The organism is Sulfitobacter mediterraneus, from assembly GCF_003054325.1.
In the GTDB taxonomy this organism is placed as follows: domain Bacteria; phylum Pseudomonadota; class Alphaproteobacteria; order Rhodobacterales; family Rhodobacteraceae; genus Sulfitobacter; species Sulfitobacter mediterraneus.
Genome location: NZ_QBKU01000004.1, coordinates 229749 through 256380, shown reverse-complemented (window position 1 = coordinate 256380; position 26632 = coordinate 229749). Strand labels below are relative to the sequence as shown.

Annotated in this window: 25 protein-coding genes; 13 read left to right on the top strand and 12 right to left on the bottom strand. The window is 59.2% G+C overall.

The features are described 5' to 3' along the window. The first annotated feature begins 66 nt into the window (after window positions 1-66). On the top strand, window positions 67-423 hold the full coding sequence (locus tag C8N31_RS08595; RefSeq protein WP_037918303.1) for a winged helix-turn-helix transcriptional regulator: 357 nt from the start codon (window positions 67-69) through the stop codon (window positions 421-423). Between the two features lie 10 nt (window positions 424-433). Here C8N31_RS08595 and C8N31_RS08590 read toward each other — a convergent pair whose 3' ends face one another. After that, window positions 434-1081 (bottom strand): sulfotransferase family 2 domain-containing protein, encoded by a 648-nt coding sequence (locus C8N31_RS08590; RefSeq protein WP_025047833.1) that lies wholly within the window; start codon window positions 1079-1081, stop codon window positions 434-436. A gap of 9 nt (window positions 1082-1090) precedes the next feature. Next, window positions 1091-2017 (bottom strand): EamA family transporter, encoded by a 927-nt coding sequence (locus C8N31_RS08585; RefSeq protein ID WP_025047834.1) that lies wholly within the window; start codon window positions 2015-2017, stop codon window positions 1091-1093. 92 nt (window positions 2018-2109) lie between these two features. On the opposite strand from C8N31_RS08585, the gene C8N31_RS08580 reads away from it, so the two are divergent. From C8N31_RS08580 to C8N31_RS08570, 3 genes are all read left to right on the top strand, one after another. Beyond that, window positions 2110-3741, top strand: a complete 1632-nt coding sequence (locus C8N31_RS08580; protein WP_025047835.1) for an AMP-binding protein — start codon at window positions 2110-2112, stop codon at window positions 3739-3741. 90 nt (window positions 3742-3831) lie between these two features. Continuing rightward, on the top strand, window positions 3832-4845 hold the full coding sequence (locus C8N31_RS08575; RefSeq protein ID WP_025047836.1) for a hypothetical protein: 1014 nt from the start codon (window positions 3832-3834) through the stop codon (window positions 4843-4845). Next, window positions 4805-5566, top strand: a complete 762-nt coding sequence (locus C8N31_RS08570; protein WP_081785668.1) for an SGNH/GDSL hydrolase family protein — start codon at window positions 4805-4807, stop codon at window positions 5564-5566. Before C8N31_RS08575 ends, C8N31_RS08570 begins: the two co-directional genes overlap by 41 nt. A gap of 8 nt (window positions 5567-5574) precedes the next feature. On the opposite strand, the gene C8N31_RS08565 is transcribed toward C8N31_RS08570, so the two are convergent. The 5 genes from C8N31_RS08565 to C8N31_RS08545 all read right to left on the bottom strand — a co-directional run bounded on the left by C8N31_RS08565 (window position 5575) and on the right by C8N31_RS08545 (window position 10552). After that, complete coding sequence (locus tag C8N31_RS08565; RefSeq protein WP_025047838.1) at window positions 5575-6732, bottom strand: SPOR domain-containing protein; 1158 nt, start codon at window positions 6730-6732, stop codon at window positions 5575-5577. A 97-nt stretch (window positions 6733-6829) separates the two neighbouring features. Continuing rightward, a complete protein-coding gene (gene upp, locus C8N31_RS08560) occupies window positions 6830-7471 on the bottom strand; it encodes a uracil phosphoribosyltransferase (RefSeq protein WP_025047839.1) in 642 nt (213 codons plus the stop codon). Window positions 7472-7607: 136 nt separating this feature from the next. Then, window positions 7608-8801, bottom strand: coding sequence for a phosphopentomutase (locus C8N31_RS08555; RefSeq protein ID WP_025047840.1), 1194 nt, complete (start codon window positions 8799-8801; stop codon window positions 7608-7610). Further along, window positions 8801-10108 (bottom strand): thymidine phosphorylase, encoded by a 1308-nt coding sequence (locus tag C8N31_RS08550; RefSeq protein ID WP_025047841.1) that lies wholly within the window; start codon window positions 10106-10108, stop codon window positions 8801-8803. Before C8N31_RS08550 ends, C8N31_RS08555 begins: the two co-directional genes overlap by 1 nt. Continuing rightward, window positions 10109-10552, bottom strand: a complete 444-nt coding sequence (locus C8N31_RS08545; protein WP_476755910.1) for a cytidine deaminase — start codon at window positions 10550-10552, stop codon at window positions 10109-10111. A gap of 141 nt (window positions 10553-10693) precedes the next feature. On the opposite strand from C8N31_RS08545, the gene C8N31_RS08540 reads away from it, so the two are divergent. Continuing rightward, complete coding sequence (locus C8N31_RS08540; protein WP_025047843.1) at window positions 10694-12967, top strand: NADP-dependent malic enzyme; 2274 nt, start codon at window positions 10694-10696, stop codon at window positions 12965-12967. A gap of 229 nt (window positions 12968-13196) precedes the next feature. Further along, the gene (locus C8N31_RS08535) at window positions 13197-15086 is read left to right on the top strand and encodes a propionyl-CoA synthetase (RefSeq protein WP_025047844.1); all 1890 of its coding nucleotides are present in this window, start codon (window positions 13197-13199) and stop codon (window positions 15084-15086) included. Between the two features lie 45 nt (window positions 15087-15131). Here C8N31_RS08535 and C8N31_RS08530 read toward each other — a convergent pair whose 3' ends face one another. Continuing rightward, complete coding sequence (locus C8N31_RS08530; protein ID WP_025047845.1) at window positions 15132-15329, bottom strand: CsbD family protein; 198 nt, start codon at window positions 15327-15329, stop codon at window positions 15132-15134. A gap of 98 nt (window positions 15330-15427) precedes the next feature. Further along, window positions 15428-16189, bottom strand: a complete 762-nt coding sequence (locus tag C8N31_RS08525) for an NAD kinase (RefSeq protein ID WP_025047846.1) — start codon at window positions 16187-16189, stop codon at window positions 15428-15430. Between the two features lie 166 nt (window positions 16190-16355). Here C8N31_RS08525 and glyA point away from each other — a divergent pair, with 166 nt between their 5' ends. Together glyA and C8N31_RS08515 are read left to right on the top strand one after the other, a co-directional pair. Then, window positions 16356-17633 (top strand): serine hydroxymethyltransferase, encoded by a 1278-nt coding sequence (glyA, locus tag C8N31_RS08520; protein ID WP_025047847.1) that lies wholly within the window; start codon window positions 16356-16358, stop codon window positions 17631-17633. A gap of 210 nt (window positions 17634-17843) precedes the next feature. Next, window positions 17844-18197 carry a phasin family protein gene (locus C8N31_RS08515; protein ID WP_162933432.1) on the top strand — a complete coding sequence of 118 codons (354 nt, stop codon included), beginning with the start codon at window positions 17844-17846 and terminating at the stop codon, window positions 18195-18197. Window positions 18198-18286: 89 nt separating this feature from the next. On the opposite strand, the gene C8N31_RS08510 is transcribed toward C8N31_RS08515, so the two are convergent. After that, complete coding sequence (locus tag C8N31_RS08510) at window positions 18287-19063, bottom strand: SDR family NAD(P)-dependent oxidoreductase (RefSeq protein WP_025047850.1); 777 nt, start codon at window positions 19061-19063, stop codon at window positions 18287-18289. 108 nt (window positions 19064-19171) lie between these two features. Here C8N31_RS08510 and C8N31_RS08505 point away from each other — a divergent pair, with 108 nt between their 5' ends. From C8N31_RS08505 to C8N31_RS08495, 3 genes are read left to right on the top strand one after another with little or no spacing between them, the layout of a single operon-like run. After that, window positions 19172-19723: a TetR/AcrR family transcriptional regulator gene (locus tag C8N31_RS08505; protein ID WP_025047851.1), complete on the top strand. Its 552-nt coding sequence runs from the start codon at window positions 19172-19174 to the stop codon at window positions 19721-19723. Beyond that, window positions 19720-20115, top strand: a complete 396-nt coding sequence (locus C8N31_RS08500; RefSeq protein WP_025047852.1) for a (R)-mandelonitrile lyase — start codon at window positions 19720-19722, stop codon at window positions 20113-20115. The genes C8N31_RS08505 and C8N31_RS08500 overlap by 4 nt, the downstream gene beginning before the upstream one ends. An 18-nt stretch (window positions 20116-20133) precedes the next feature. Beyond that, the gene (locus C8N31_RS08495) at window positions 20134-20994 is read left to right on the top strand and encodes a DUF817 domain-containing protein (protein WP_051544595.1); all 861 of its coding nucleotides are present in this window, start codon (window positions 20134-20136) and stop codon (window positions 20992-20994) included. Here the strand turns inward: C8N31_RS08495 and C8N31_RS08490 are convergent. Further along, complete coding sequence (locus C8N31_RS08490) at window positions 20985-21359, bottom strand: hypothetical protein (RefSeq protein ID WP_025047853.1); 375 nt, start codon at window positions 21357-21359, stop codon at window positions 20985-20987. The genes C8N31_RS08495 and C8N31_RS08490 overlap by 10 nt on opposite strands. A gap of 53 nt (window positions 21360-21412) precedes the next feature. Between C8N31_RS08490 and C8N31_RS08485 the strand changes: the two genes are divergently transcribed. Further along, window positions 21413-22183 carry an alpha/beta fold hydrolase gene (locus C8N31_RS08485; protein WP_025047854.1) on the top strand — a complete coding sequence of 257 codons (771 nt, stop codon included), beginning with the start codon at window positions 21413-21415 and terminating at the stop codon, window positions 22181-22183. Window positions 22184-22322: 139 nt separating this feature from the next. Beyond that, entirely contained in the window at window positions 22323-25655 is a 3333-nt protein-coding gene (gene carB / locus C8N31_RS08480; protein ID WP_025047855.1) for a carbamoyl-phosphate synthase large subunit, read from the top strand. Window positions 25656-25658: 3 nt separating this feature from the next. Here the strand turns inward: carB and C8N31_RS08475 are convergent, their stop codons facing one another. After that, complete coding sequence (locus C8N31_RS08475; protein ID WP_146173116.1) at window positions 25659-26540, bottom strand: hypothetical protein; 882 nt, start codon at window positions 26538-26540, stop codon at window positions 25659-25661. Window positions 26541-26632: the final 92 nt, after the last annotated feature.

Sequence of the window (26632 nt, the reverse complement as noted above, 5' to 3'; positions counted from 1 at the left end):
GCTGGGGCATCCTTTGCTACGGAAATAATAGCATAGGTTGCTACGAATTTAGTAGCAATGCCAAAAATGACAAACGACATCCCGCTGCCAAAACCCGGATCCGCCGTGCGCGGATCGCAAAGTGGCCAACCCATCATGGTGCTGTTTGATCTGCTCAGCCGCCGTTGGGCGATGGGCATTCTGTGGAACCTCAGCGACCAGAACCGCAATTTCAGGGATTTGCAGGCCAGATGTGACAGCGCCTCGCCCAGTGTGGTAAACACCAGGCTAAAGGAACTACGCGCCGTTGGGTTGGTTGAACGGGCCGACGATGGATACAGCCTGACCGGAGACGGGCGCGATCTGTTCAAGCGGTTGGAGCCTTTGGGAGATTGGGCGCAGGAATGGATTCCGACATTGGCGGCGGCTTCTAGGGATGATTAACGCCGCCCCGTCAAGCGTAGCTATAGCCAAACCGCGCAATATCCTCGGCGCAGCACGTTGCGATGATCTCAGCCGTTGTGGCGGAGTAATAACGCCGATAATCCGCCTCCCGTTTCGAGGCGTTGCTTTGTGGCAGATCAAGCTCAAACCCCAGATGTGCCCATAGCGGTGCCGCATCTTCGGCCAGATGTTCAAGGCGGATATAGGCGCGGCACTGCTCTGCCCCATTGATATCCGTCATATAGCGCCGCGCTGGCCACTCGCGCAGACTTTGCTGCGTCTGTGGATAAGATACGAAACCCTCAAAATCCTGCGTTTTTGCCAGCCTGACCGAAGCATGATCAAATGTCTGTTCGCGCAGCCAGTGATAGTAGCTGACTGTGCGGTCCCACGGGTTGCGCACAAGGGTGAAGGTGAAAAGATCCGCAATCTCATCCGCACCGATCAATCCGTCAATATCCGCCAAGGTGCTGTGTTTCCAAAGCCGACCAGCGGTTTGCACATCCTTGAGGCGACGCCGCCGGTTGACCGCCTTGGGCGTGTCTCCGATCATCACATCATCCTTCATCGCGCGGCCCTCAAGCGCCAGCGCCATGGAGGTGCCACCGGTTTTAGGGATATGCACAAAAAGGTAGGACCGCCCGCGGCTGATGATCATATGCGCATCCTATTCCGGCACCCGGCCCGCGCCAACCGGGGCAGTGCTGCGCAGGGCGATAATGCTGCCCGCGAGCGCGATAAGAACCATGCCAAACAGGCCCAAGACCGGCACGGTCTGATCCCAAAGAACCCATGCCCAAAAGCTGGCGAAGACCAACAGCGAGTATTCAAAGACGGCCACATGACTGGCCTCACCCAACAAATAGCCGCGAAAGATCAAGCCGATCCCGATGAGTGAGCCAACCGCCTGTACCGCGAACCAAAACAGCATCTCGGCGTCCAGCGGCCCCCAAGAGCGCAGCACAAAACCATCGTGTCCTGCCGGTGCCTCGCCAGAGACAACAAACACCCCAATAAGGCCAAACACACCCAGCATTCCGAAGAATCCTGCGGTCAGGGTCAGCGTGCTTTCGCCCTCGCACCACGCCCGCGTTGCCACCGCGCCAATGGCGTAAAGCAACCCCGCAACAATGGGCAGGAAACTGATCGGATCGAGCGCGGAAGGATCGGGGCGGATCACCATCAAAGCGCCGACAAAGCCAATCACCACGGCTGTCCAGCGGAACAGGCCCACGGATTTGCCCTGAAATATGATCGAGATCAGCACCACAAACAGCGGCGATGTGAACAGCCCCGCCACCACCACGCCAATCGGCAGCACCGACAGGCACCCAAAATAGATCAGCATCGCACCGGCTTGAAACAGACTGCGGCCCAGTACGGCAACAGGTCTTTTGGCCCGCAAACTGCCAAAGCCAAAAGCCACCACAGCCCCCAAAACCACAAAGGCCATCACCGACCGCACCAAATGGAATTGCCACAGCGACCCGCGTTCCGAAATATGTGGAACGAAGTTATCCGTCAGCCCAAGGGCCGCCATTCCGCCCAAGACAGAGATCGCAGCCAGCGCAGGCTTTGTCGATTGTTCGTTCACTTGCGCCCCTTTGTGCAAATCAGCCCTTCCAAAGTCACGCACAGCCAGCAATATTCAACCCCCAAAGCGACATGAATTCGGGGAGACAGGTCATGGGTTGGATGCAGGATGAAACCGGGCTGGACAAATGCGCCGCCAATTATGTGCCCCTGACGCCGCTGTCGCATCTGCGCCGTGCCGCTGAGGTGTTTCCGGCGCGTACGGCGGTTGTCTATGGCGATCACCGCGTGAACTATGGCGAATACTACGAACGTTGCACGCGGCTTGCCTCTGCGCTCGTGGGCCTTGGCGTAAAGGCGGGCGATGTTGTGGCGACCCTTATCCCCAACTTGCCCGCACAGGCCGAGGCGCATTTTGGCGTTCCGGCCTGCGGCGCTGTTCTGAACACCATCAACACCCGTCTGGATGCCGGAACGGTTGCCTATATCTTTGATCACGGCGAGGCCAAAGTTCTGTTGGTGGACAGCGAATTTATGGATCTGGCCGAAACCGCCGCTGCATTGATGGATGGCACCCCGCCCAAGATCATCGAAGTGGTTGATGCCAATTCACGGCACAAGCCTTCCGGTCGCCATCCCCAATACGAGGATTTCCTGAAAACGGGCAACGTGGAATTTGCCTGGCACATGCCACAGGACGAATGGGAAAGCCTCGCGCTCAACTACACCTCCGGCACCACCGGGCGGCCCAAAGGCGTGGTTTACCACCACCGCGGCGCTTATCTGATGACCATGGGCACCGTTATCTCGTGGCGGATGGTCCTGCATCCGGTGTTCATGCAGATCGTGCCGCTGTTTCATTGCAACGGTTGGAACCACACGTGGATGATGCCGCTGATCGGCGGCACGTTGGTCTGCTGCCGCGATGTGACAGCCGGGGCGATCTACAACGCCATCGCGAACGAAGGGGTCACCCATTTTGGCGGCGCGCCCATCGTGCTGAACATGATGGTCAACGCCTCCGATAAAGAACGCCGCAGCTTTGACCATCAGGTCGAGGTCTTTACCGCCGGTGCGCCCCCTGCCCCGGCCACCCTGTCCAAGATTGAAAAGCTGGGCTTTAACGTGACCCAAGTCTACGGCCTTACCGAAACCTATGGTCACGTCACCGAATGCCTATGGCGCAGCGAGGATTGGGAAAGCCTTGATCAATCCGCCCGCGCCGCGATCAAGGCCCGTCAGGGTGTTGCCATGCCGATGATGGACCACATCACCGTCACCGACAGCAAGATCCGCCAGATCCCCCGTGATGGCACCACGCAGGGCGAGATCATGATCCGTGGCAATTCGGTGATGAAAGGATATCTCAAGAACCCAGGTGCCACCGCCGAAGCCTTTGCCGGCGGATACTTTCATTCAGGCGATCTGGCCGTGCAACATGAAGACGGCTACATCCAGATCGCGGACCGCGCCAAAGACATCATCATCTCGGGTGCTGAAAACATCTCTTCCGTCGAGGTGGAGGGCGTGCTGATGGAACATCCTGACGTCAATCTTGCCGCTGTGGTCGCCAAACCGGATGAGAAATGGGGCGAAGTGCCCTGCGCCTTTGTGGAACTGAAACCCGGCACCTTGGGGGATGAAGCGGCATTGATCGCCTTTGTCCGGCAAACGCTTGCAGGTTTCAAAGCGCCAAAAAGGGTTATCTTTCAAGAGCTTCCCAAAACATCTACGGGCAAGATCCAGAAGTTCGAGCTGCGCACCATAGCGGGCCATTTGCGCTGATCCTCGCGGGGCAAGGGGCGCATTCTGCCCATTGCCCCACTGCGCGGCTGTGTTAAATTGGGCCAATAACAAAGGCAGTGCAGCAAACCCATGACCGCCCTCAGAGAATATGCCCGTCTCGAAGCGACGGGCCTGTGGCGTGCCAGCCCGGACGCCCAGCGGCGCGAAGTGATCGTGTCTTTGGGTGATGCCACCCTGACGTTGACGGACATGAAAGATCAGCCGCTTGCGCATTGGTCCATCGCCGCGGTGGAGCGGGCCAACCCCGAAGAGGTACCCGCGCTTTATCACCCTGACGGCGATCCGGGCGAAACGCTTGAACTGCCAGAAAACGAGACCGAGATGGTCGCTGGCATCGAAAAGCTGCGCCGCCGCATCCACAAAAGCCGTCCAAGACCGGGGCGTCTGCGCTGGCTTGGGGTTCTGGCCTCGCTGATTGTGGTTTTGGCGCTGGCGCTCTTTTGGCTGCCCGGCGCGATGCAGGATCACACTTTGCGTGTTGTGCCACAGGTCAAACGCGCCGCCATCGGGGCAGAGCTTCTGAAACGGATCGAACGTGTCTCTGGCACGCGTTGCACCGACACCAGCGGGCTGGTCGCCCTTGGCCTGCTGTCCAAGCGGCTCGGCGCGGGCAAACTGGCGATCCTGCCCGAAATGCCACAGCACAGCCTGCATCTGCCCGGCGGGGTAATTGTGCTCGACCGCGACGTGGTCGAAGACTGGGAAGAGCCGGACGTGGCCGCCGGATATATCCTGACGGAAATGACCCGCCGCGCCGCCAAAGACCCGCTGCGCGATCTGCTTGAGGTCGTCGGCATCCGCGAAAACTTCCGCCTGTTGACCACCGGCGATGTTGCTCCGGCCGCTCTTGCCACCTATGCCGAACACCTGACCACGACGCCCCCTGACGCACCGGATGTGGCTGCGCAGCTGGCCCGTTTTGGCGCGGCAGAGCTGCGCAGCACGCCCTACGCCTATGCCCGCGACATCACCGGTGAAACGGTCCTGCACCTGATCGAAGGCGATCCAATGAATGGCAAACTGACCGAGCCTTTGATGTCTGATGCCAACTGGCTGCGCCTGCAAAACATCTGCGGCGGCTAAACGGATGCTGGACACGCTGGCCCGCGTGGCCCTGTCCCCATTGCTCATCATGCAGGCGCTCAAGGTCAGGCGCATCGCCCAGCGTCTGCCCGAAGCGGCGGGACAAAGATCGGGCGTGGTGGGCAGTGGCCCGCCCCTGCGCCTGCGGATCATCGGTGACAGCTCCGCCGCCGGAGTTGGCGTGCAGACACAGCGTGACGCCCTCAGCGGACAATTGGCCGCCGCACTCTCGGACCACTTCGCCGTTTCATGGCATCTCGATGCAGCAAGCGGAGCAACCACAAAAAGCACGCGAATGCGCCTGCAACACACAGCGGCGGAGCCTGCCGATATCATCGTCACCGCATTGGGGGTGAACGATGTCACCAGTCTGCTGCCGCGCCGGGCATGGCTGGGCCAACAAATGGCCCTGTTTGACGATCTCAGAAAACGGCACCATCCCCACCAGATCTACCTGTCCGGTGTTCCGCCAATGGGGGCCTTTCCGTTACTGCCACAGCCCCTGCGCTGGACCCTTGGCCGTCATGCTCGGGCTTTTGAGGCCACGATGCAGCGCCATACTGTCGCAACTCCCGATTTGACCTATGTGCCCTTTGACCTGCCACCTGATCCGGGACTGATGGCCTCTGACGGGTTTCATCCCAATGCGCAGCTCAATACGCTATGGGCCAAAGAAATGGCCAGCCGGATCATCACCGACTGGCCAAGGTTCTCCCGATAAAGGCCCGATCAATCGCGCAGCACGCGACCATCATAACCCGCGCCGACAACCTTCTTTTGTGCTACTTGCGCAGCGGCCTGTCCGACAAAAGGTCCAGCCTGAACCATGCTATACAGCTTTCCGCCCTGCCGTTTCTTGCCGATACGGGCGGGCATCCCCATTCGCGCAACCCGCTGCGCGGCAGCTTGGGCCTTGGCCGGAGTGGTGAAAAGACCAATCTGAACATAGCGGACCCCGGTGTCTGCCACCTTGGGCGTAACGCGGGCCTGCGGTTTGGCCAAAGGCGCCTTGGGCACGGAACGCGACGACAAGACCGGCGGGCGCACAACGGCGACCGGCCTTTGATTGCGAATGATCCGTTTCATCCGCTGGCCGTCTTTCTCAACGAGGGTGACCTCACCCAGTCTCTGCTGTTGGTTGGCAATATCAACGTAAGGATAAACAAGCGGCACACTGGCCGTCATGTCCCGCCCGCTGCGCTGATCAATCAACCGGCGCGGCACGGTCCGGGTCCAGACCAGCAACATGTCGTTGCGCCCGTCAAGGTTCTGTTCGGCGCGGTGGGGGTTTAAACGGTCATCATCCCAAACCCGCCGATAGCCGCGCGGGATCGTGACGTTACGGGTGTTGACCCGGTTGGCCACAACATGAACGGGCGCGATGCGGGTTTGCGGGGTGATTTCAACCCGTCCTGACGCTGCAGTGCGCAGTCTTACAGGCGGTTTCGGGAACACATCAACTGATGCCACAGCAACCGGCTTGGGCGCGGTCTGGCGGCGCACAACAGGTGCTTTGCGGCGCGGTTTAGCTTTGGCCTTGGCAGTGCGCACAGCTGGTTTCACCACGGGGGATGGCGATGTCTCAGGCGCGGCTGCGGCCACTTCGGTCTCTTCCGGGACCACTTCGGCACTGGCCACCTGCGATGGCAGGCTGGGTGCAAATCCGCAAACGATTTTGCGATCGCGGGTGACGCGCGGCACCCACGACACGTTGCCGTCAATGCCCGCACGGATAAAGACACACCCGTCGCTGTCGACGTATTGCTTGCCCTTATAGCTGTCGGGCGGAAACTCTGTCGGTTGTCGCTCGCCGGTCTGGGCCTGAACAACGCCCAAGCCAAGGACGCTGGCCAAAGCAGAGACTGCAAACAATCTGATGATCTTCATAACGTGCCCCCACACACAAGATGTTGTCAGAATGCACCAGCAAACCGCCCAAGTCTAGGGTCAGAAATACACGCAACGCGTGAAAGCACAGGCCAGATTACTTGGTCCCGAACATCCGGTCGCCCGCATCACCAAGGCCCGGCACAATATAGCCAACCTCATTGAGCTTCTCATCCAGCGCTGCCGTCACAATCGGCACATCCGGATGCGCCTCACGCATCCGCGCCACACCTTCAGGCGCTGCCAAAAGACACAGGAACCGAATGTTCGTGGCGCCCGCCTCTTTCAGCAGATCAATCGCCGCAACCGACGAATTGCCCGTCGCCAACATCGGATCAACGGCAATCACCAAGCGATCATCCAACGCCTCAGGCACCTTGAAATAGTATTGAACCGGCTTGAGCGTTTCCTCATCACGGTAAAGGCCGACAAACCCAACCCGCGCCGACGGAATCAGCTCAAGCACCCCGTCCAAAAGGCCATTGCCCGCCCGCAGGATCGAAATCAGCGCCAGCTTTTTGCCATCCAGCGTTGGTGCGCTCATGGTCTGCATCGGGGTTTGGATCTCTTTGGTTGTCATCGGCAGACCGCGTGTGACCTCATAGGCCAACAACTGGCTGATCTCGCGCAACAACTGACGGAACACCGCCGTTGGGGTGCCCTTGTCGCGCATAATGGTCAATTTGTGCTGCACCAGCGGGTGATCAACAACGGTCAGATGGTCGGCGGCATGGGACATGGGGCAGCTCCTTTGGTTTACATGTCTTTTGGCCCGAAACGGCCGCCACCGCAAGCGCAGCGCCACTGCCTTTTTGGCCAAAAAATATTCCGGGGGAACCGGCCTTGCCGGTGGGGGCTGGCCCCCAAGCCGCACCTTATGTCTGGGCCGTAACGCCCAAATGCACAGCCACCAACTGCGCCACATCGGCAAACCCGATCTGCCCCAGCGGCCCCTGCGCCCCGCCCGTCACCAGTACGGGCACCCGCTCACGGGTGTGATCGGTGCCGATCCATGTCGGGTCATTGCCGTGATCGGCGGTCAACACCATCAAGTCACCTGGCCTCAGACGCGCGATGATCTGCCCGATCTCGCGGTCGAACCATTCCAGCGCGCGGGCATAGCCGGACACATCGCGGCGGTGGCCATATTCGCTGTCAAACTCGACAAAATTTGCAAAGGTAAACGACCCGTCTTCGGCCTCATCGATCAGATCGCTCAAATGCTCCATCAATGCCGAATCGCGCCCTTTGCGGATCTCATCAATGCCCTGCATCGAGAAGATATCGCCAATCTTGCCAATGCCATAGACCTTACCGCCTGCATCTTGCACCCAATTGGTCAACACCGGCTTGGGCGGAACAATTGCAAAGTCGCGGCGGTTGGCAGTGCGCTCAAACCCGCTGGTGGCATCGCCGACAAAAGGCCGTGCGATCACGCGGCCCACTTTCATCTCATGCAACAACGGCGCAACCGCGCGGCAAAGATCCAAAAGGCGCTCAAGTCCAAAGTGATCCTCATGCGCGGCAATCTGCAAAACGGAATCCGCAGAGGTGTAGCAGATCGGCCATCCTGTCTTGCAATGCTCTGCGCCCAGATCAGCAATGACCGCTGTGCCAGAGGCGTGACAATTGCCCAAGATCCCGTCCGTTCCGGCCATTTCAGCCAGATGCGCTGAGACGTGATCGGGAAAGGCGGGCGTTTCATCCGGAAAATAATGCCAATCCCACGGCACCGGCAAACCTGCCAATTCCCAATGTCCCGATGGTGTGTCCTTGCCGCGTGACACTTCGGTGGCCGCGCCCCAACCGCCTTTGATCTCTGCATGCAGGTCCGGCAGATCCAGACCGCTGGCCAGTTTCACTGCCGCGCCAAGACCAAGCGCCGAAAGCACTGGCAATTGCAACGGCCCGCTGCGCCCTTGTTCGGCTTTTCCTGCCGCACAGGCCTGTGCGATATGGCCCAGGGTGTTGGCCCCGGTGTCAGGCTGATCCCCATTGAAAAACTGATCCGCGTCTGGCGCACCGCCAATGCCGACACTGTCCATCACCACCAAAAATGCACGCGCCATCAGCCCACCCTTTCAAGGATCAAATCCGGCACCTGTGCCGAAGTGTCCGACAGCGTCATTGCCGCCTGCACTGCCAAGGCGGCCTGATCGGCCAGATCAGACCGGCTGGCATGAACCACGGCCAAGGTTTGCCCGTTGGACACTTTTGTGCCCAGCCGCACGACCTCTGACAGGCCAACCGCCGGGTTCACTTCATCACTTTCGATTTTGCGCCCGCCGCCCAAGTCCACCACAGCAAGGCCAAGCGCTTCACCGTCAATCGCGGTGACATAGCCCGCGCCGGGGGCCTTGACCGCGCGGATCACGGTGGCCTCCGGCAAGAACCGTTGCCAGTTTTCGACAAAGCTGACCGGCCCGCCCAAGGCGGCGAGCATTTTGCCAAACACCTCTGCCGCGGCGCCCGAGCGGACGGCATTCACAATTGAATCCGCGCCCGCCTGCACGTCCTGCGCCAATCCGCCATTGGCCAACAAAACCCCGCCCAACGCGGCAGCGACATCAATGATCGGCCCCTGCGCGTCGCCGCGCAGAACGCGCATCACCTCAGCCACCTCAAGCGCATTGCCAAGGCTGGGCACCAATGGTTGGTTCATATCGCTGATCACCGCTGTTGTGCGGCAGCCGGCAGCATTTGCTGTCGCGGTCAGGGCGCTGGCCAAGGCCTGCGCCTCTGGCAGGTCTTTCATGAAGGCACCGCTGCCGACTTTCACGTCCAGCACCAAACCATCAAGGCTGGCCGCCAGTTTTTTGCTGAGGATCGACGCGGTGATCAAATCAAGCGAATCCACGGTCGAGGTCACGTCGCGCACCGCGTAAAGCCGTTTATCAGCGGGCGCGATGTTGCCAGTCGCCCCCACAATGGCGCAGCCGACTTGCCGCACGATGTCGTGCAAACGAGCCTCCTCAACCTGCGTGGTCACCCCCGGAATGGCTTCAAGCTTGTCCAGCGTGCCGCCCGTATGACCAAGTCCGCGCCCCGAAATCATCGGCACAAATGCCCCGCAAGCCGCCAAGGCAGGCGCAAGGATCAGCGACACGCAATCGCCAACGCCGCCCGTGGAATGCTTGTCTAGCACTGGCCCGTCCAGATCCCACTGCAACACCTGACCGGAATCGCGCATCGCCAGCGTCAGCGCCACACGGCCAGCATCATCCAGACCATTGCGGCAAATTCCCATGGCAAATGCCCCCGCTTGTGCGGCGCTCATCTCGCCGCTGGCAAGGGCGGCGGCGGCCCAACCCAATTCCACTGCATCCAAGGGCTCTTGATGGCGCAGCTTGGCCAATATCGTGCGGGCGTTGGTCATTCAGCCCTCCATATGTGCAGCGGCAAAGGCGCCGGGCAACAGATCGGCCAAGGTTGTGTGTTCCTCAACGCCCGCGGTTGTCGCCATCGTAACCGGCACAGTGCCAGCGCCAAATTCGGCCAGTTTCTGACGGCAGCCACCGCAAGGCGTCACTGGCAAATCGCTGCCCGCCACAACATAGGCTTCGGTCAGTTTGGTCTCGCCTGCCGCCACCATCGCGGCAATCGCCCCCGCTTCGGCGCAGGTGCCCTCAGGGTAGGCGACATTTTCAACATTGCAGCCAACATAGACCACACCGGACGCCGCTCGGATGGCCGCCCCGACCTTGAAGTTGGAATAGGGGGCATGCGCATTTTCGCGGACCTGCACGGCGGCGGCTCTTAATTCTTGGGACATTGCGCTCTCTTTTCGCGGAAAATTCGAAACTCGAAATAAGGTTACGATGGAATTGCGCAGATTATCCACCCGCTTGCCGTTACGATCTGCTAGAAAGTGTCAAACAGGGCCGACGTGGAGAATTGCCGCATTGGCCTGATCGAAAAAGTAGTTTAACGCTAAACCATATTTTTCTCAGGGAGCCTTTTCATGTCCGACAAGCCTAATCTCCGTCAGGCCGCGCTTGATTATCATGCCTTTCCCAAACCGGGCAAGCTTGAGATTCGAGCGACCAAACCATTGGCCAATGGGCGTGATCTGGCACGGGCCTATTCCCCCGGCGTTGCCGAGGCATGCCTTGAAATCAAAAGCGATCCAGCCACGGCAGCCCTTTACACCTCCCGCGCCAATCTGGTTGCGGTGGTGACAAATGGCACCGCAGTTCTGGGCCTTGGCAACATCGGTGCGCTGGCCTCCAAACCGGTGATGGAAGGCAAGGCGGTCCTGTTCAAAAAATTCGCCAGCATTGATTGTTTTGACATCGAAGTGGACGAAAGCGATCCGGAAAAGCTGGCTGATATTGTCTGTTCGCTTGGCCCCACATTTGGCGCGATCAACCTCGAAGACATCAAAGCGCCCGATTGCTTTACCGTTGAACGGATCTGCCGCGAGCGGATGGACATTCCGGTTTTCCACGACGATCAGCACGGCACAGCCATCGTTGTTGGGGCAGCAGCCAAGAACGCCCTGCATGTGGCGGGTAAAAAATTTGAAGATATCAAGATTGTCTCAACCGGCGGCGGCGCGGCGGGCATTGCTTGCCTGAATATGCTGCTCAAGCTTGGGGTGAAACGAGAGAACGTCTGGCTTTGTGACATTCACGGGTTGGTCTACGAGGGCCGCGAGGTCGATATGAACCCGATCAAGGCCGAATATGCCCAAGCCACCGATCTGCGCACGCTGGATGATGTGATCCATGACGCCGATATGTTCCTTGGTCTGTCCGGGCCGGGCGTGCTGTCCCCTGAAATGGTCGGCAAAATGACCAAACAGCCGATCATCTTTGCCCTTGCCAATCCAACACCCGAAATCCTGCCGGATCTTGCGCGGGCTGTGGCCCCCGATGCAATCATCGCAACGGGCCGGTCGGATTTTCCCAATCAGGTCAACAACGTATTGTGTTTTCCCTTCATCTTTCGGGGGGCGCTGGATGTTGGGGCCACCACCATCAACGACGAGATGCAGCTGGCCTGCATCGACGGCATTGCCGCCCTCGCCCGCGCCACCACCTCCGCCGAAGCCGCCGCAGCTTATCAGGGTGAGCAACTGACCTTTGGGGCAGATTATCTGATCCCCAAACCCTTTGATCCGCGCCTGATCGGGGTGGTGTCATCTGCCGTGGCCAAAGCCGCGATGGAAACCGGCGTGGCGGCGCGGCCCATTGACGATCTTGAGGCATATAAACACCGTCTGGATGGATCGGTGTTCAAATCAGCACTCCTGATGCGGCCCGTATTCGAGGCGGCGCGCAGCTCTCCGCGTCGTCTCGTTTTTGCCGAGGGCGAAGACGAACGGGTGTTGCGCGCCGCGCAAGCCATCATTGAAGAAACGGTGGAGCGCCCGATCCTGATTGGCCGTCCGGAAGTTATCGAACGCCGCATCGAAAAGGCAGGTCTGACGCTCAAACTGGGCGACAATGTCGATCTGGTGAACCCGGAAAATGATCCGCGCTACCGCGATTATTGGGAGACCTATCATCATCTGATGGCGCGGCGCGGGGTTTCCCCCGATATCGCCCGCGCGGTAATGCGGACCAACACCACCGCGATTGGCGCAGTAATGGTGCATCGCGGCGAGGCCGACAGCCTGGTCTGCGGCACCTTTGGGGAATTCCGTTGGCATATGAACTATGTCGAACAGGTACTGGGCCGGGATGGGCTGCGCCCGCATGGCGCCTTGTCGATGATGATCTTGGAAGACGGGCCGCTGTTCATTGCCGACACACAGGTGCATCTGCATCCCACACCCGAACAGATCGCCGAGATCGCCCGCAGCGCGGCGCGGCATGTGCGCCGCTTTGGTCTTGAACCCAAGGTGGCCTTCTGTTCGCAAAGCCAGTTTGGCAATCAAGGCGAAGGCAGCGGCAAACGCCTGCGGGCGGCTATTCGCCTGTTGGATGCGGGAGGGGATGATTTTGCCTATGAAGGCGAGATGAACATCGACACCGCGCTGGACCCGGAGCTGCGCGAGCGGCTGTTGCCTGGCAACCGGCTTGACGGGGCGGCCAATGTTCTGGTCTTTGCCCATGCGGATGCAGCATCCGGCGTGCGCAATATTCTCAAGATGAAAGGCGGCGGTCTGGAGGTTGGGCCGATCCTGATGGGCATGGGCAATCGGGCGCATATCGTGTCACCCTCGATCACCGCGCGAGGGCTGCTGAACGTCGGTGCGATTGCAGGGACACCTGTAGCGCATTACGGCTGATCAGTCATCCAAAGGCGGCGGGCACGCCCGCCATTCGATTTACACAATTCTCCCTTCGGGGAGAATTGGGGTGAGTTTTTCTTGCCAAATGAAGAGGATAGAGGCGTTACAACATTGGCGTGGATTTAGAAAATTTCTTTTCTAAACTCGGGCTGCGACTTTTGCGCCTCTTGCTCGGTGCAGTGACGCTGCGTAACCACAAGGGCAAGGGAATACGGGGGAGGACACCATGGGATACCGAGAAACTTATGCCGCTTGGCAGGACGATCCGGAGGCGTTTTGGCTGAAGGCCGCTGAGGCGATAGATTGGGTTGAGGCCCCCACGCAGGCGCTTTTTGAACGGGGCGATGACCTGTTTGAATGGTTCGCGGATGCCAAGGTCAACGGCTGCTACAACGCGGTTGATCGCCATGTCGAAGGCGGGCGCGGCGAACAGGTGGCGATCATTCATGACAGCCCGATCACCGGAACCCAAACCAAGATCACCTATGCCGATTTGCAAACCCGCGTTGCGTCATTGGCCGGAGCATTGGCCGCGCAGGGCGTGGTCAAGGGCGACCGGGTTATCATTTACATGCCCATGGTGCCCGAGGCGCTTGAGGCGATGTTGGCCTGCGCGCGGATCGGCGCGGTGCATTCTGTTGTCTTTGGTGGCTTTGCCGCGAATGAGCTTGCCGTGCGGATTGATGATTGTGCCCCCAAGGCGATCATTGCGGCCTCTTGCGGGCTCGAGCCGGGCCGCGTGGTGGAATACAAGCCGCTGCTGGATGGCGCGATTGAACTGGCCGACCACAAGCCCGATGTCTGCATTGTTTTACAGCGCCCGCAGCATTTGTGCGAATTGACGCCGGGCCGTGATCTGGATTGGCATGACTGCCAAAAGGATGTGCCCCCTGCCGATTGTGTGCCGGTTGAGGGCAATCACCCTGCCTATATTCTGTATACCTCCGGCACCACCGGTGCGCCCAAGGGCGTTGTTCGGCATACTGCGGGCCATCTGGTTGCGCTGAACTGGACCATGAAAAACATCTACAATGTCGATCCCGGCGATGTGTTCTGGGCGGCCTCTGATGTGGGCTGGGTCGTTGGCCACAGCTACATCTGTTACGGTCCGTTGATTCATGGCAACACCACGGTTGTCTTTGAAGGCAAGCCCATTGGCACGCCGGACGCTGGCACCTTCTGGCGGATCATCGAAGAACACAACGTGCGCAGCTTCTTTACCGCGCCCACCGCGATCCGCGCCGTGAAACGCGAAGACCCCAAGGGGGAATACCGTAAGAAATACGATCTGAGCGGCTTGCGCGCGCTGTATTTGGCGGGGGAACGGGCCGATCCTGACACCATCGAATGGGCGCAGGATATTCTGGACATCCCGGTTTATGACCATTGGTGGCAGACCGAGACGGGCTATACCATCGCGGGCAATCCTGCCGGGCTTGAGGCATTGCCGGTCAAGGTGGGATCGCCCACAGTGCCGATGCCAGGCTATCAGGTGGAAATTCTGGACGAAGCCGGGCATCCACAAAAGCCCGGAGAGCTGGGCGCGATTGCGATCAAGCTGCCCCTTCCCCCCGGCACATTGCCGACCCTGTGGAACGCCGAAGACCGGTTTCGCAAATCCTATCTCACGACCTTTCCGGGATATTATGAGACCGGCGATGCGGGGATGATGGATGAGGATGGCTATCTTTACATCATGGCGCGGACCGATGACGTGATCAACGTGGCCGGGCACCGGCTTTCTACTGGCGCGATGGAAGAAGTGCTGGCCGGGCATCCCGATGTGGCCGAATGTGCGGTTGTTGGCGTCAGTGATGCGCTTAAAGGGCAATCGCCCGTCGGCTTTTTGTGCCTGTCCAACGGCGTGAACCGGCCCCATGAAGAGATTACGAAGGAATGTGTAAAACGCATCCGTGAACAGATTGGCCCCGTGGCCGCCTTCAAACAGGCGATTGTTGTGGACCGTTTGCCCAAGACCCGCTCGGGCAAGATCCTGCGAGCGACGATGGTCAAGATTGCCGATGGACAGGAGTTCAAGCTGCCCGCCACGATTGATGATCCGGCCATTCTGGATGAAATCAAAGTGGCGTTGCAGACCATCGGCTACGCAAAGTGACAAAAAGGGCGGCCTGATCGGGCCGCCCTTATCACTTGTTTTTAATCAGGCCTTGGCAAAAAAGTCGTCAACCTGCCGCTCCGCCTCGTCTTTTGCGATGCCATAGCGTTCCTGAATCTTGCCGACCAATTTGTCACGGTTGCCCGCCGCTTCGTCCACTTCATCATTGGTCAGCTTACCCCAATGGGCCTGCACGTCACCGGACATCTGTTTCCATTTACCTTTGATCTGGTCCCAATTCATCTTTGGTCTCCTTTTTTCCAAGTTGCAGCGCCAAAGCGCCCTCGGAAAGACAACGGGAAACCCCCGCAAGATGTTCCATCATATTTCAGGTTTTTGGATCAGTTGAATTGCTCGCTGATCAACCGCTCTTCGAGGCCGTGACCGGGATCAAACAGGATCGTATGCGCCACGTCGGGTTCTGAACGGACCTCAACAGACACCACGTCGCGGTAGGATTTGCCGTCGGCATCTGCCATCACCGGACGTTTTTCTGGCTCAAGCACGTCAAAACGGACCTGCGCGGTTTTGGGCAACAACGCCCCGCGCCACCTGCGGGGGCGAAAGGCGGCCATTGCGGTGAGGGCCAGTATCTCCGCCCCGATGGGCAGGATCGGACCATGGGCGGAATAGTTGTAGGCTGTGGACCCGGCAGGTGTGGCAACAAGCGCGCCGTCGCAGACCAGCTCCTGCAACCGCAGCCGGCCATCGACGGTGATCTGTAACTTGGCCGCCTGCGGACCTGCCCGGAGCAGCGACACCTCGTTGATTGCCAATGCCTCATGCACCGTCCCGGCGCTGTTAGTCGCGCGCATCGCCAGCGGGTTGATGACCGCCGTTTCAGCCGCCTCAAGACGCTCAACCAGATCGGATTCTTTGTATTCGTTCATCAAAAAACCGATGGTGCCGCGGTTCATCCCGTAAACCGGCGCGGGCAAATCCTGAGTATTGTGCAGCGTTTGCAGCATAAAACCATCGCCGCCCAGCGCCACGATCACCTCGGCCTCTTCGGGGGGCACATTGCCATAGCGCCCGATCAACGCTGCACGCGCGGTCTGGGCGACACTGGCGCGGCTGGCAGCAAAAGCGATTCTCATGGACATGGGTCAAAGTTTCCGATTGGGCGCAATTCGCTCCAAAACAATCACATTATTCCTCAGGCTACCAGCATTGCCGCACATATCTGGCGTTGCGTCGTTTTCCCCACTTCCAAGCCGCTGATGTTTCCGATACGAAACACGAAATTTCGCAGCCCAAAGGAACAGCATCATGTCCGGCTTTTTCACCGCTACCCTGTCTGATTCAGACCCACAAATCTTTGGCTCCATCACTGATGAGCTGGGCCGTCAGCGCGATGAGATCGAACTGATCGCATCTGAAAACATCGTGTCCGCCGCTGTGCTTGAGGCGCAGGGGTCGATCATGACCAACAAATACGCCGAAGGTTATCCGGGCCGCCGCTATTACGGCGGGTGCCAGCACGTCGATGTGGCCGAAAACCTTGCCATCGAACGCGCTTGCAAGCTGTTTGATTGTGAATTTGCCAATGTGCAGCCCAACTCCGGCTCGCAGGCGAACCAGGGTGTGTTCCAAGCGCTGTTGCAGCCCGGCGATACCATCCTTGGCATGTCCTTGGATGCAGGTGGTCACCTGACCCATGGCGCCAAGCCGAACCAATCCGGCAAATGGTTCAACGCCATCCAATACGGCGTGCGCAAGCAAGACAACCTGCTGGATTATGATCAAGTTGAAGCGCTGGCCAAAGAGCACCAGCCCAAGATGATCATCGCAGGCGGTTCCGCCATTCCGCGCCAGATCGACTTTGCCCGCATGCGCGAGATTGCCGATATGGTTGGCGCTTATCTGCATGTTGATATGGCCCACTTTGCCGGTCTTGTGGCCGCTGGCGAACATCCATCGCCCTTCCCGCATGCCCATGTGGCCACCACCACAACCCACAAAACCCTGCGCGGCCCACGCGGCGGCATGATCCTGACAAATGACGAGGCACTGGCGAAAAAGTTCAATTCCGCCATTTTCCCCGGCATTCAGGGTGGCCCGCTTATGCATGTGATCGCCGCCAAGGCCGTTGCCTTTGGTGAGGCGCTGCGTCCTGAGTTCAAGGACTACATCAAGCAGGTAGTCGTTAACGCACAGGCGCTGTCGGATCAGTTGATCAAAGGCGGCCTCGACACGGTTACCCACGGCACCGACACCCACGTTGTGCTGGTTGATCTGCGCCCCAAAGGCGTGACCGGCAACATTGTCGACAAGGCACTGGGCCGCGCCCACATCACCTGCAACAAAAACGGGGTGCCGTTTGACCCGGAAAAACCAACCGTGACTTCGGGTATTCGCCTTGGCTCCCCCGCCGGGACAACCCGCGGCTTTGGCGAGGCTGAGTTCCGCCAAATCGCCGATTGGATCATCGAAGTGGTCGATGGACTGGCTGCCAATGGCGAAGACGGCAATGCCGAGGTCGAAGCCAAGGTAAAGTCAGAAGTTGAAGCCCTCTGCGCGCGCTTCCCGTTGTATCCGAACCTCTGACCGGTTTCTAGCATTGAGACCCGCAAACGCCCTCGCAGAAATGCGGGGGCGTTTTTGCTGGCAATGCCCTGATGCACGCCTACCTTTTCCCCAGAACAACCCCCATTGACCTGCATCAAGGCGGCAGATCATGAAATCTGCTAGATTGTGGGGGTTGGATCAGCGGCAAAAGCCCGCTGGCGCATGACACCCAGAAAGGGAGACACACAGATGGGAAAGACATCGAACAAGGCCGAAGCACCAGATTTTTCCGCGATGCCGATGGCAGCCGCGATGGCAGCGGTCAATCCCGTTGGAATGTCCGCTTGGAAACAGGTCATGGACGAAAGCAGTCGCTTTGTCTCGGAACGGTTTGAACAGGACGTCGAGCTGCAAAAAGCGATGATGGGCTGTTCGTCCCCGCAGGAGTTGTTCCAGCTTCAGTCCGAATTCTACACAAAGGCCGTGCAGGATTACACTGCCGAGGCGACGCGCATGTTCGAGATGATGACAAAAGCCACGCAGGACACCATGAAAGAGGCAACCGCCTCTCATGCACGCAAATACGACGACGTGCCTTTGTAAATTGGTGTCCAGCCGCCCCTAAATCAAACCGGCAGGCCAATGGCCCGCCGGTCTAGATCATATATTCGCTCAGCGGCCCATGTCGCCGATCATTTGGCCTGCATATTCTGAACCATCTTAAGCACCTGACGGCGCGGCAACAGCGGGATCACCCAGTTCACCATAAAGCCAAGGCCGCGCTCATTCACCGTCACCAAATCCCCGCGCATCATTGCATCATAGCCATGTTTGGCGACGCTCGCGGGGGTTTTGCCGCCGCCTAACACCAGCTTGGTGCCTTCCAGATTGGCGGCCTGCGCAAACTCTGTCTCGACATATCCGGGTGCCAGCACCGTCGAAGTCACGCCGCGCGGGCGCAGCTCCTGATCAATGCCTTCGGAAAAGGATTTCACAAAAGCCTTCGTTGCGAAATAGACCGCCTGATTGGGCCCCGGCATAAACCCGGCCGTTGATCCCACCTGCAAAATCTTGCCGCCGCCCTGCGCCACCATATCCGCCGCCGCCAGATGGGTCAGCGCCACCAGGGCTTTGACGTTCAAATCGATCATCCCCAACTCGCCTTTCAAAGGCCGGTCGATATGCGCTCCCTGCCCGCCAAATCCGGCATTGTTGATCAGGATATCCACCTTGAGCCCTGCCGCTTTGACCTGCTGGTACAGCGCCTCTGCGCCGCCATCCGCCCCGAGGTCCAGCGCAAAGACATGCACTTTGACACCATGCTTTTGCTCAAGTTCAGCCTTGAGCGTGTTCAGCGTGTCTTCTCTGCGCGCCGTGACAATCACATCTCCACCCTTGGACGCGTGATAGCGGGCAAATTCCATGCCGATGCCAGACGAGGCACCCGTGATCAGTGCGGTGTTGCTCATGATAGAATCCTTCGGGTTAAGTCAACAGTTGTTGACGGTCAAAATAGGTATCCCGCGAGATATGTCAACACTTGTTGACAACCTAAATCCGCAGTTTAAGCTGCTCCCATGACCAAAGCCTTGAATACCCGCGAAAAACTCCTGTTCCACGGACGTCGCCTGCTTTGGGCGCGGGGCTATTCTCCGGTGTCTCTGCGCCAGATTGCCAAAGCGGCGGATGTCGATGTGGCGCTGATCTCGCGATATTTCGGTGGGAAAATGGGCCTCTTTGACGCCACACTCGCAGATGCATTTGACGACCCAAGCGCATTGGCCAAATCCCCAGAACAGCTCATGGATCTCATGACCCAGCTGTTTGTCACCGCCCCGCGAGGCGGCGAAACGCCATCCGTGGTACGGATGATCCTGTCCAACGCTCACGACGACGACGTCGGCGAAAAAGTGCGCAACCTGACCCATGAGAAATTCTATGCACCCCTGCTGGCCATCATCGGCTGCCCTGCCCGCACCGCATTGTTTATGTCGGTGCTTTTGGGGATCAGCGTGGTCGAAAAAACCATCAAACTGCCCGACTACCCCGCCCCAAGCACCGCCACCTATGAGGCGCAGCTGCGCCACATGATGCAAGCCGCCCTTTCATATTCAGGAGAGACCCAATGATCATCCATCCCGCAGGTTCACGCCCTTCCGGCGCTGGCAGCCCCGATTATTTCACCGGCACCGTGCGCATGGACCCGTTGGTCAGCACCCCTGCCCCGGCCCGCCTGCGCGGCGTGACCGTCACGTTTGACCCCGGCGCCCGCACCGCATGGCACACCCATCCACTGGGGCAAACCCTGATCGTGACCTCCGGTGCGGGGCTGGCACAAAAAGAGGGCGAACCGGTCCAACCCCTGCGCCCCGGTGATGTCGTCTGGTTCGAGCCGGGCGAAAAGCACTGGCACGGGGCCGCGCCCGATTGCGCGATGACCCACATCGCCCTGCAAGAGGAATTGGATGGCAGTGCAGTGGATTGGATGGAACATGTCACCGATGCTCAATACAGCGCCTGAGCGCCCCGCCCCCATCAGATGACAGCACAACACCCAAACCGCACAAAACGCCTTGAACGTCATCTGGGCGACTGGATGCGCGCCCGCTTGCCGCTGGCACTGGCTGAATTTGTGATGTTTGTGCTGAAACAAGGCTGGGCCGCCTTTCCCGGCGCCCTGCTACTGGCCGGATTGATCATCAGCGACCGCATCTGGCAGCCCCACTGGCCGATCGCCCGCTTTGACGCGTTGTTGATCTATGCCCTGGCGCTCCAAGCCCTGTTCCTCGCAACCGGCATGGAAAGCTGGCGCGAGGCGCGGGTCATTGCCTTGTTCCACCTGACCGGCACCCTCATGGAGATCTTCAAGGTCAACGCCGGCAGCTGGGCCTACCCCGGCGATGCGATCAGCAAGATCTGGGGCGTGCCGCTGTTCTCGGGCTTCATGTATGCGGCGGTGGGGTCGTATATGGCGCGGGTGATCCGTCTGTTCGATATGCGGTTCGCGCCCTATCCACCCTATTGGACAACAGTTGTGCTGGCTGTGGCGATCTACACCAATTTCTTCGCCCATCATTACCTGCCAGACATCCGCATCGCGCTGTTTGCCGCCACGGTCCTGCTGTTTGCCCGCACCCGGATCTGGTTTCACATCGGAGCACAGCGCTATTGGATGCCGCTGCCGCTCGCTGCGTTCCTGACCAGCTTTTTCCTGTGGTTGGCTGAAAACATCGGCACCGCCACACGCACATGGCTTTATGCGGGGCAAAACGCAGGGGAAATGGTGCGCCTTGCCAAAATGGGCTCATGGTATCTGCTGCTTTATGTCAGCTTTGTCACCGTCACGCTGGTGCTGCGCGACGCGCTGCGCCCGCCAGAGGATCACCCGCCTCAAACGTAGCCGCGCCACCACATCCAAAAGACAAACGCACCTAGAACAACCAGCAGGTAAAACACAACCAGCCCCGCCATCCGCAACAGCTGCGATTTGCGCCGTTCCCTCACGTCGATCTGGCGCAGATGTGCCGCCACGGCCTCATAGGCCTGATCAATCCGCGCCACATCCCATTGCAAAGCCAGCTTGGGGTTGCGCACCTCTTGCTCCGCCCGGATCAAAATCTCGGCCTGCCTGTGCAACGCCGGCGGCATGCGCCGACCTGTCCGCGCCAACGCAACGGCCAAATTCCGCGCTTTGACGCCGAATTTCTCCCGCAGCAAATTGCGCAGGGCTTCGGATTTCGCAGCTATGTCCGCTTCATAAATCATCCCCCCTTCTAATCGCACTGGCCCAAAGGCCGCAATGGCGCTACCTCTACCCCATGCTCAGCTATTCTGAATTCGGGGACATCCCCGCAACCGCCGACACGCCCGCCCTGATCATTGTGCATGGCCTCTATGGCTCTGGTCGCAACTGGGGCGTAATCGCAAAACGCCTGTCAGACAGCCGCCGGGTGATCACCGTCGATATGCGCAATCACGGCACCAGCCCCCGCATGCCCTCCCAAAGCTATCCTGACATGGCCCAAGATCTGGCCGATCTGATCACCCATCTGAACATCCCTGTCGATGTCTGCGGGCATTCCATGGGCGGCAAGGCGGCGATGGTGCTGGCCCTGACCCACCCACAACTTCTGCGCCGGTTGATCATCGCCGACATCGCACCAACCGCCTATGGCCACACCCAGCAAATGTATATCGACGCCATGCGCAAGGTGGACCTCTCCGCGATCACCCGCCGCTCGGACGCTGAGACGCAATTGGCCGAACAGGGCGTCGACCGCGCCTTGCAAAGCTTTTTCACCCAATCGCTGGATGTGCCGGGCAAGGCGTGGCGCCTCAACCTCGATGTGCTTGAGGCCGAAATGCCCAAGATCATCGGCTGGCCCACCGATATTTCCGGCCACTTTGACGGCCCCACCCTGTTCCTCTCTGGCGGCGCATCTGACTATGTGCGACCCGAACACCGCCCCACGATCAAGGCGCTGTTCCCCGCCGCCCGCTTTGCCAAACTGCCCGGCGCAGGGCACTGGCTGCACGCCGAAAAACCCCGCGAATTTGAGGCCGCCGCTCGGATCTTTCTGAACGCCTGACACCCACACAGACCTGCCCCCCGCCTTTTTGGCCAAAAATATTCCGGGGGTATGGGGGCTGGCCCCCATTCGACCCTTGCAACCGGCGTTGCCATCCCTATAACGCAGGACAATTTGCAAACATCCGGGGGCCATAGCCATGCCAAAGAGAACCGACATCCAGTCGATCATGATCATTGGTGCAGGCCCCATTGTCATTGGACAAGCCTGCGAGTTTGACTACTCAGGCGCACAGGCCTGCAAAGCCCTCAAGGAAGAGGGCTACCGCGTCATCCTTGTGAACTCCAACCCGGCGACGATCATGACCGATCCGGGTCTAGCCGATGCGACCTATATCGAGCCGATCACCCCTGAAATAGTCGCCAAAATCATCGAGAAAGAACGCCCCGACGCTCTGCTTCCAACCATGGGCGGGCAGACCGGATTGAACACATCCCTCGCGCTCGAAGAAATGGGCGTGCTGGAAAAATTCAATGTCGAGATGATCGGCGCAAAACGCGAAGCCATTGAAATGGCAGAAGATCGCAAGCTCTTCCGCGAAGCGATGGACCGTCTGGGCATCGAAAACCCCCGGGCCACAATCTGCACTGCGCCCATCGGCGCGGACGGCAAGAAAGATCTCGCCGCGGGTGTGGCACTGGCGCTCGAAGACCTCGAAGAAATCGGCCTGCCCGCGATCATCCGCCCCGCCTTTACCATGGGCGGTACCGGCGGCGGCGTGGCCTACAACCGCGAAGACTACGAATTTTTCTGCCGCTCTGGCATGGATGCCTCCCCGATGGGTCAGATCCTGATCGACGAATCGCTGCTTGGTTGGAAAGAGTTCGAAATGGAGGTGGTGCGCGACACCGCCGACAATGCGATCATCGTCTGTTCCATCGAAAACGTGGACCCGATGGGCGTGCACACGGGCGATTCTATCACGGTGGCCCCCGCGCTGACCCTGACGGACAAAGAATACCAGATCATGCGCAACCACTCGATCGCGGTGCTGCGCGAAATCGGCGTGGAAACCGGCGGCTCCAACGTGCAATGGGCGGTGAACCCCGCTGACGGCCGCATGGTTGTGATCGAAATGAACCCGCGCGTGTCGCGCTCCTCGGCGCTGGCGTCCAAGGCGACGGGCTTCCCGATTGCCAAGATCGCGGCAAAGCTAGCGGTAGGTTTCACCCTTGATGAGCTGGACAACGACATCACCGGCGTCACCCCGGCCAGTTTTGAGCCGACCATCGACTATGTGGTCACCAAGATCCCGAAATTCGCCTTTGAAAAATTCCCTGGCTCCGAGCCGAACCTGACCACCGCAATGAAATCCGTGGGCGAGGCGATGTCGATCGGCCGCACCATCCACGAGAGCATGCAAAAGGCGCTGGCGTCGATGGAATCGGGCCTCACCGGCTTTGATGAAATCGACATTCCCGGCGCACCCGATCAGGCCGCCTTGGTCAAAGCGATCAGCAAACAAACACCGGACCGTCTGCGCACCATCGCCCAAGCCATGCGCCACGACATGTCCGATGACGAAATCCATGGCGTGACCATGTTTGACCCTTGGTTCCTCGCCCGCATCCGCGAAATCATCGACGCCGAGACACAAGTCAAAACCGACGGCCTGCCCACGGATGAAACCGCGATGCGCCACCTCAAGATGATGGGCTTCACCGATGCGCGGCTGGCCCATTTGACCGGGCAATCCGAAACCGCAGTCCGCAACGCACGCCTGAACGCAGGCGTAAAAGCGGTGTTCAAACGCATCGACACCTGCGCCGCCGAATTTGAGGCGCAGACCCCCTATATGTACTCCACCTACGAGGCCCCGATGATGGGCGACGTGGAATGCGAAGCACGGCCATCGGACCGCAAGAAGGTCGTGATCCTTGGCGGCGGTCCCAACCGGATTGGCCAGGGGATTGAATTTGATTATTGCTGTTGCCACGCTTGCTATGCGCTGACCGATGCGGGTTACGAGACCATCATGGTCAACTGTAATCCCGAGACGGTTTCGACAGATTATGACACCTCGGATCGGCTCTATTTTGAACCGCTGACCTTTGAACATGTCATGGAAATCCTGCGGGTTGAGCAGGAAAACGGCATCCTGCACGGGGTGATTGTGCAGTTTGGCGGCCAAACCCCGCTGAAACTAGCCAATGCACTGGAAGAGGCTGGTATCCCGATCCTTGGCACCACGCCGGACGCGATTGATCTGGCCGAAGATCGTGAGCGTTTCCAACAGCTTGTGCAAAAGCTTGGGCTGAAGCAGCCGCACAACGGTATCGCCCATTCCGACAGCGAAGCGATGGATATTGCCTCTGACATCGGCTTCCCGCTGGTGATCCGTCCCTCCTATGTTTTGGGTGGCCGGGCGATGGAAATCGTGCGCGATCAGGCTTCGCTGGAACGCTACATCTCGACCGCGGTTGTTGTTTCTGGTGACAGCCCTGTGTTGCTCGACAGCTATCTGTCCGGCGCAGTGGAACTGGACGTTGACGCCCTTTGCGATGGCAAGGACGTGCATGTTGCGGGCATTATGCAGCACATCGAAGAGGCGGGCGTGCATTCAGGTGACAGTGCCTGTTCTCTGCCGCCCTATTCGCTGCCCCGCGATATGATCGAAGAGGTCGAGAAACAGACCCGCGCCCTGGCGCTAGCGTTGAATGTTGTGGGCCTGATGAACATCCAGTTCGCGATCAAAGATGGCGAAATTTATCTGATTGAAGTCAACCCGCGCGCTTCCCGTACTGTTCCGTTTGTGGCCAAGGCTACAGACAGTGCCATTGCCTCCATTGCTGCGCGGATCATGGCCGGAGAGCCGCTGACGAACTTCCCCAAACGCGCCGCTTATCCAGAGCAGGCCTCTTACGACGATGTCTTGCCACTGGGCGATCCGATGACCTTGGCCGATCCGAATATGCCTTGGTTCTCGGTGAAAGAAGCCGTAATGCCATTTGCCCGTTTCCCCGGTGTTGATACGCTGCTCGGGCCGGAAATGCGCTCAACCGGTGAGGTGATGGGCTGGGATCGTGACTTCCCCCGTGCATTCCTCAAGGCGCAGATGGGCGCGGGCAATCCGCTGCCCCGCAAGGGCTGTGCCTTCCTGTCGATCAAGGACATGGACAAAACACCGGATATGTTTGAGGCCGCCAAAGTCCTTTTGGATCAGGGTTTTACCCTTATCGCCACACGCGGCACCGCCGAGTGGCTCAGTGGTCAGGGCCTGACCTGTGACGTGGTCAACAAAGTCTATGAAGGTCGCCCGGATATTACCGATATGATGAAAGACGGTGATGTGCATCTGGTGATGAACACCACCGAGGGTGCCCAAGCCGTTGAAGACAGCAAATCCATCCGTTCCATCGCGCTTTATGACAAGATCCCCTACTTCACCACGGCTGCCGGCTCTCACGCTGCGGCCCTGGCGATCAAGGCGCAGGCCGAAGATGAGATTGGGGTGAAAAGCCTACAGGGTTAACCCTCACAGCTTTCGATACATTTTGATCAGTTTGGTCATCCGGTGGGTGAGGGTTTCGCCCAGAACCGAGGCAAGCTGCACATCGCGTACGTCCTGTTCCTTGCCCGTTGCGGCATCGTTGAGCAGGGCGTGAAGGCTAATCCATTTGCTGTCCACCTGACCAAGGGCAATCTTGATGCTGATGTTTGGCGCTTTGGACAGTCCACGTTCAGCATCGCCCGTGATCAGGGCCGCATTCGCCGCCTCAAACCTGCGCATTTTTGCAATCATTTGCGCCCCGTGATCTTCGGGACCAAGCGACAGCCGTGCATAACAGACATCGCGAAGCAATTCTTCGATCAAGGCGTGCTGCGCCTGCAAAAGCCCGATGGCATTGCGCACCTCCGCCGGTTGTTCAGCCGGGGCATAGGTCGGAGCCGATTCTGACAAAACTTCGAACATCTGGTTTGCGACATGTTGATTGCGTACCAGCAAGAGAGAAACAGGGATCGTGTGAAAGTCCCCTGCTGCGATTTGCAAAGAGGATCGCGTCAGCCCTTTAGAAAGGCGCGATATTTCCTCCAATTTTTGCCTCCGCCTGTTGTCTTTCTCAGGCGCCAGTTCACCCTCTGCATCGCCATCGATGAGCCGCATCATGGTTGTGTCAAATTCCAGCGCTGTTTCAGTGGCCGCATCTGCATGCAGCTTTGATTGGGAGCCCGACATCACCAGACAGGCGGATTTTGCGATCCGCAGCGCCCTTTGCCCCTGCTGCGCCATCAAGTCCATCCGTAGCGATCCGGCATCCTGCGCCAACGCAGATCCGGCACACAGAAGCATGGCAAGGAAAAGCCGCACCCAGAAACCCAATGTTATCGCCCTTTGCAGCTTCATCGGGCGTAACATCGCTGCAAAGCCTTAAAACTTTCTGACCAGCCCTCACACAGGCGCCCTAGCGCGCCCTTGGCCCTTGCCCCACCGGCCCACGCATGTGTACG

Coding starts and splice junctions, on each gene's coding strand:
- C8N31_RS08595 (WP_037918303.1), top strand. CDS start 67: ATGACAAACGACATCCCGCTGCCAAAACCCGGATCCGCCGTGCGCGGA.
- C8N31_RS08590 (WP_025047833.1), bottom strand. CDS start 1,081: ATGATCATCAGCCGCGGGCGGTCCTACCTTTTTGTGCATATCCCTAAA.
- C8N31_RS08580 (WP_025047835.1), top strand. CDS start 2,110: ATGGGTTGGATGCAGGATGAAACCGGGCTGGACAAATGCGCCGCCAAT.
- C8N31_RS08575 (WP_025047836.1), top strand. CDS start 3,832: ATGACCGCCCTCAGAGAATATGCCCGTCTCGAAGCGACGGGCCTGTGG.
- C8N31_RS08570 (WP_081785668.1), top strand. CDS start 4,805: ATGCCAACTGGCTGCGCCTGCAAAACATCTGCGGCGGCTAAACGGATG.
- C8N31_RS08565 (WP_025047838.1), bottom strand. CDS start 6,732: ATGAAGATCATCAGATTGTTTGCAGTCTCTGCTTTGGCCAGCGTCCTT.
- upp (WP_025047839.1), bottom strand. CDS start 7,471: ATGTCCCATGCCGCCGACCATCTGACCGTTGTTGATCACCCGCTGGTG.
- C8N31_RS08555 (WP_025047840.1), bottom strand. CDS start 8,801: ATGGCGCGTGCATTTTTGGTGGTGATGGACAGTGTCGGCATTGGCGGT.
- C8N31_RS08550 (WP_025047841.1), bottom strand. CDS start 10,108: ATGACCAACGCCCGCACGATATTGGCCAAGCTGCGCCATCAAGAGCCC.
- C8N31_RS08540 (WP_025047843.1), top strand. CDS start 10,694: ATGTCCGACAAGCCTAATCTCCGTCAGGCCGCGCTTGATTATCATGCC.
- C8N31_RS08535 (WP_025047844.1), top strand. CDS start 13,197: ATGGGATACCGAGAAACTTATGCCGCTTGGCAGGACGATCCGGAGGCG.
- C8N31_RS08530 (WP_025047845.1), bottom strand. CDS start 15,329: ATGAATTGGGACCAGATCAAAGGTAAATGGAAACAGATGTCCGGTGAC.
- C8N31_RS08525 (WP_025047846.1), bottom strand. CDS start 16,189: ATGTCCATGAGAATCGCTTTTGCTGCCAGCCGCGCCAGTGTCGCCCAG.
- glyA (WP_025047847.1), top strand. CDS start 16,356: ATGTCCGGCTTTTTCACCGCTACCCTGTCTGATTCAGACCCACAAATC.
- C8N31_RS08515 (WP_162933432.1), top strand. CDS start 17,844: ATGGGAAAGACATCGAACAAGGCCGAAGCACCAGATTTTTCCGCGATG.
- C8N31_RS08510 (WP_025047850.1), bottom strand. CDS start 19,063: ATGAGCAACACCGCACTGATCACGGGTGCCTCGTCTGGCATCGGCATG.
- C8N31_RS08505 (WP_025047851.1), top strand. CDS start 19,172: ATGACCAAAGCCTTGAATACCCGCGAAAAACTCCTGTTCCACGGACGT.
- C8N31_RS08500 (WP_025047852.1), top strand. CDS start 19,720: ATGATCATCCATCCCGCAGGTTCACGCCCTTCCGGCGCTGGCAGCCCC.
- C8N31_RS08495 (WP_051544595.1), top strand. CDS start 20,134: ATGACAGCACAACACCCAAACCGCACAAAACGCCTTGAACGTCATCTG.
- C8N31_RS08490 (WP_025047853.1), bottom strand. CDS start 21,359: ATGATTTATGAAGCGGACATAGCTGCGAAATCCGAAGCCCTGCGCAAT.
- C8N31_RS08485 (WP_025047854.1), top strand. CDS start 21,413: ATGCTCAGCTATTCTGAATTCGGGGACATCCCCGCAACCGCCGACACG.
- carB (WP_025047855.1), top strand. CDS start 22,323: ATGCCAAAGAGAACCGACATCCAGTCGATCATGATCATTGGTGCAGGC.
- C8N31_RS08475 (WP_146173116.1), bottom strand. CDS start 26,540: ATGTTACGCCCGATGAAGCTGCAAAGGGCGATAACATTGGGTTTCTGG.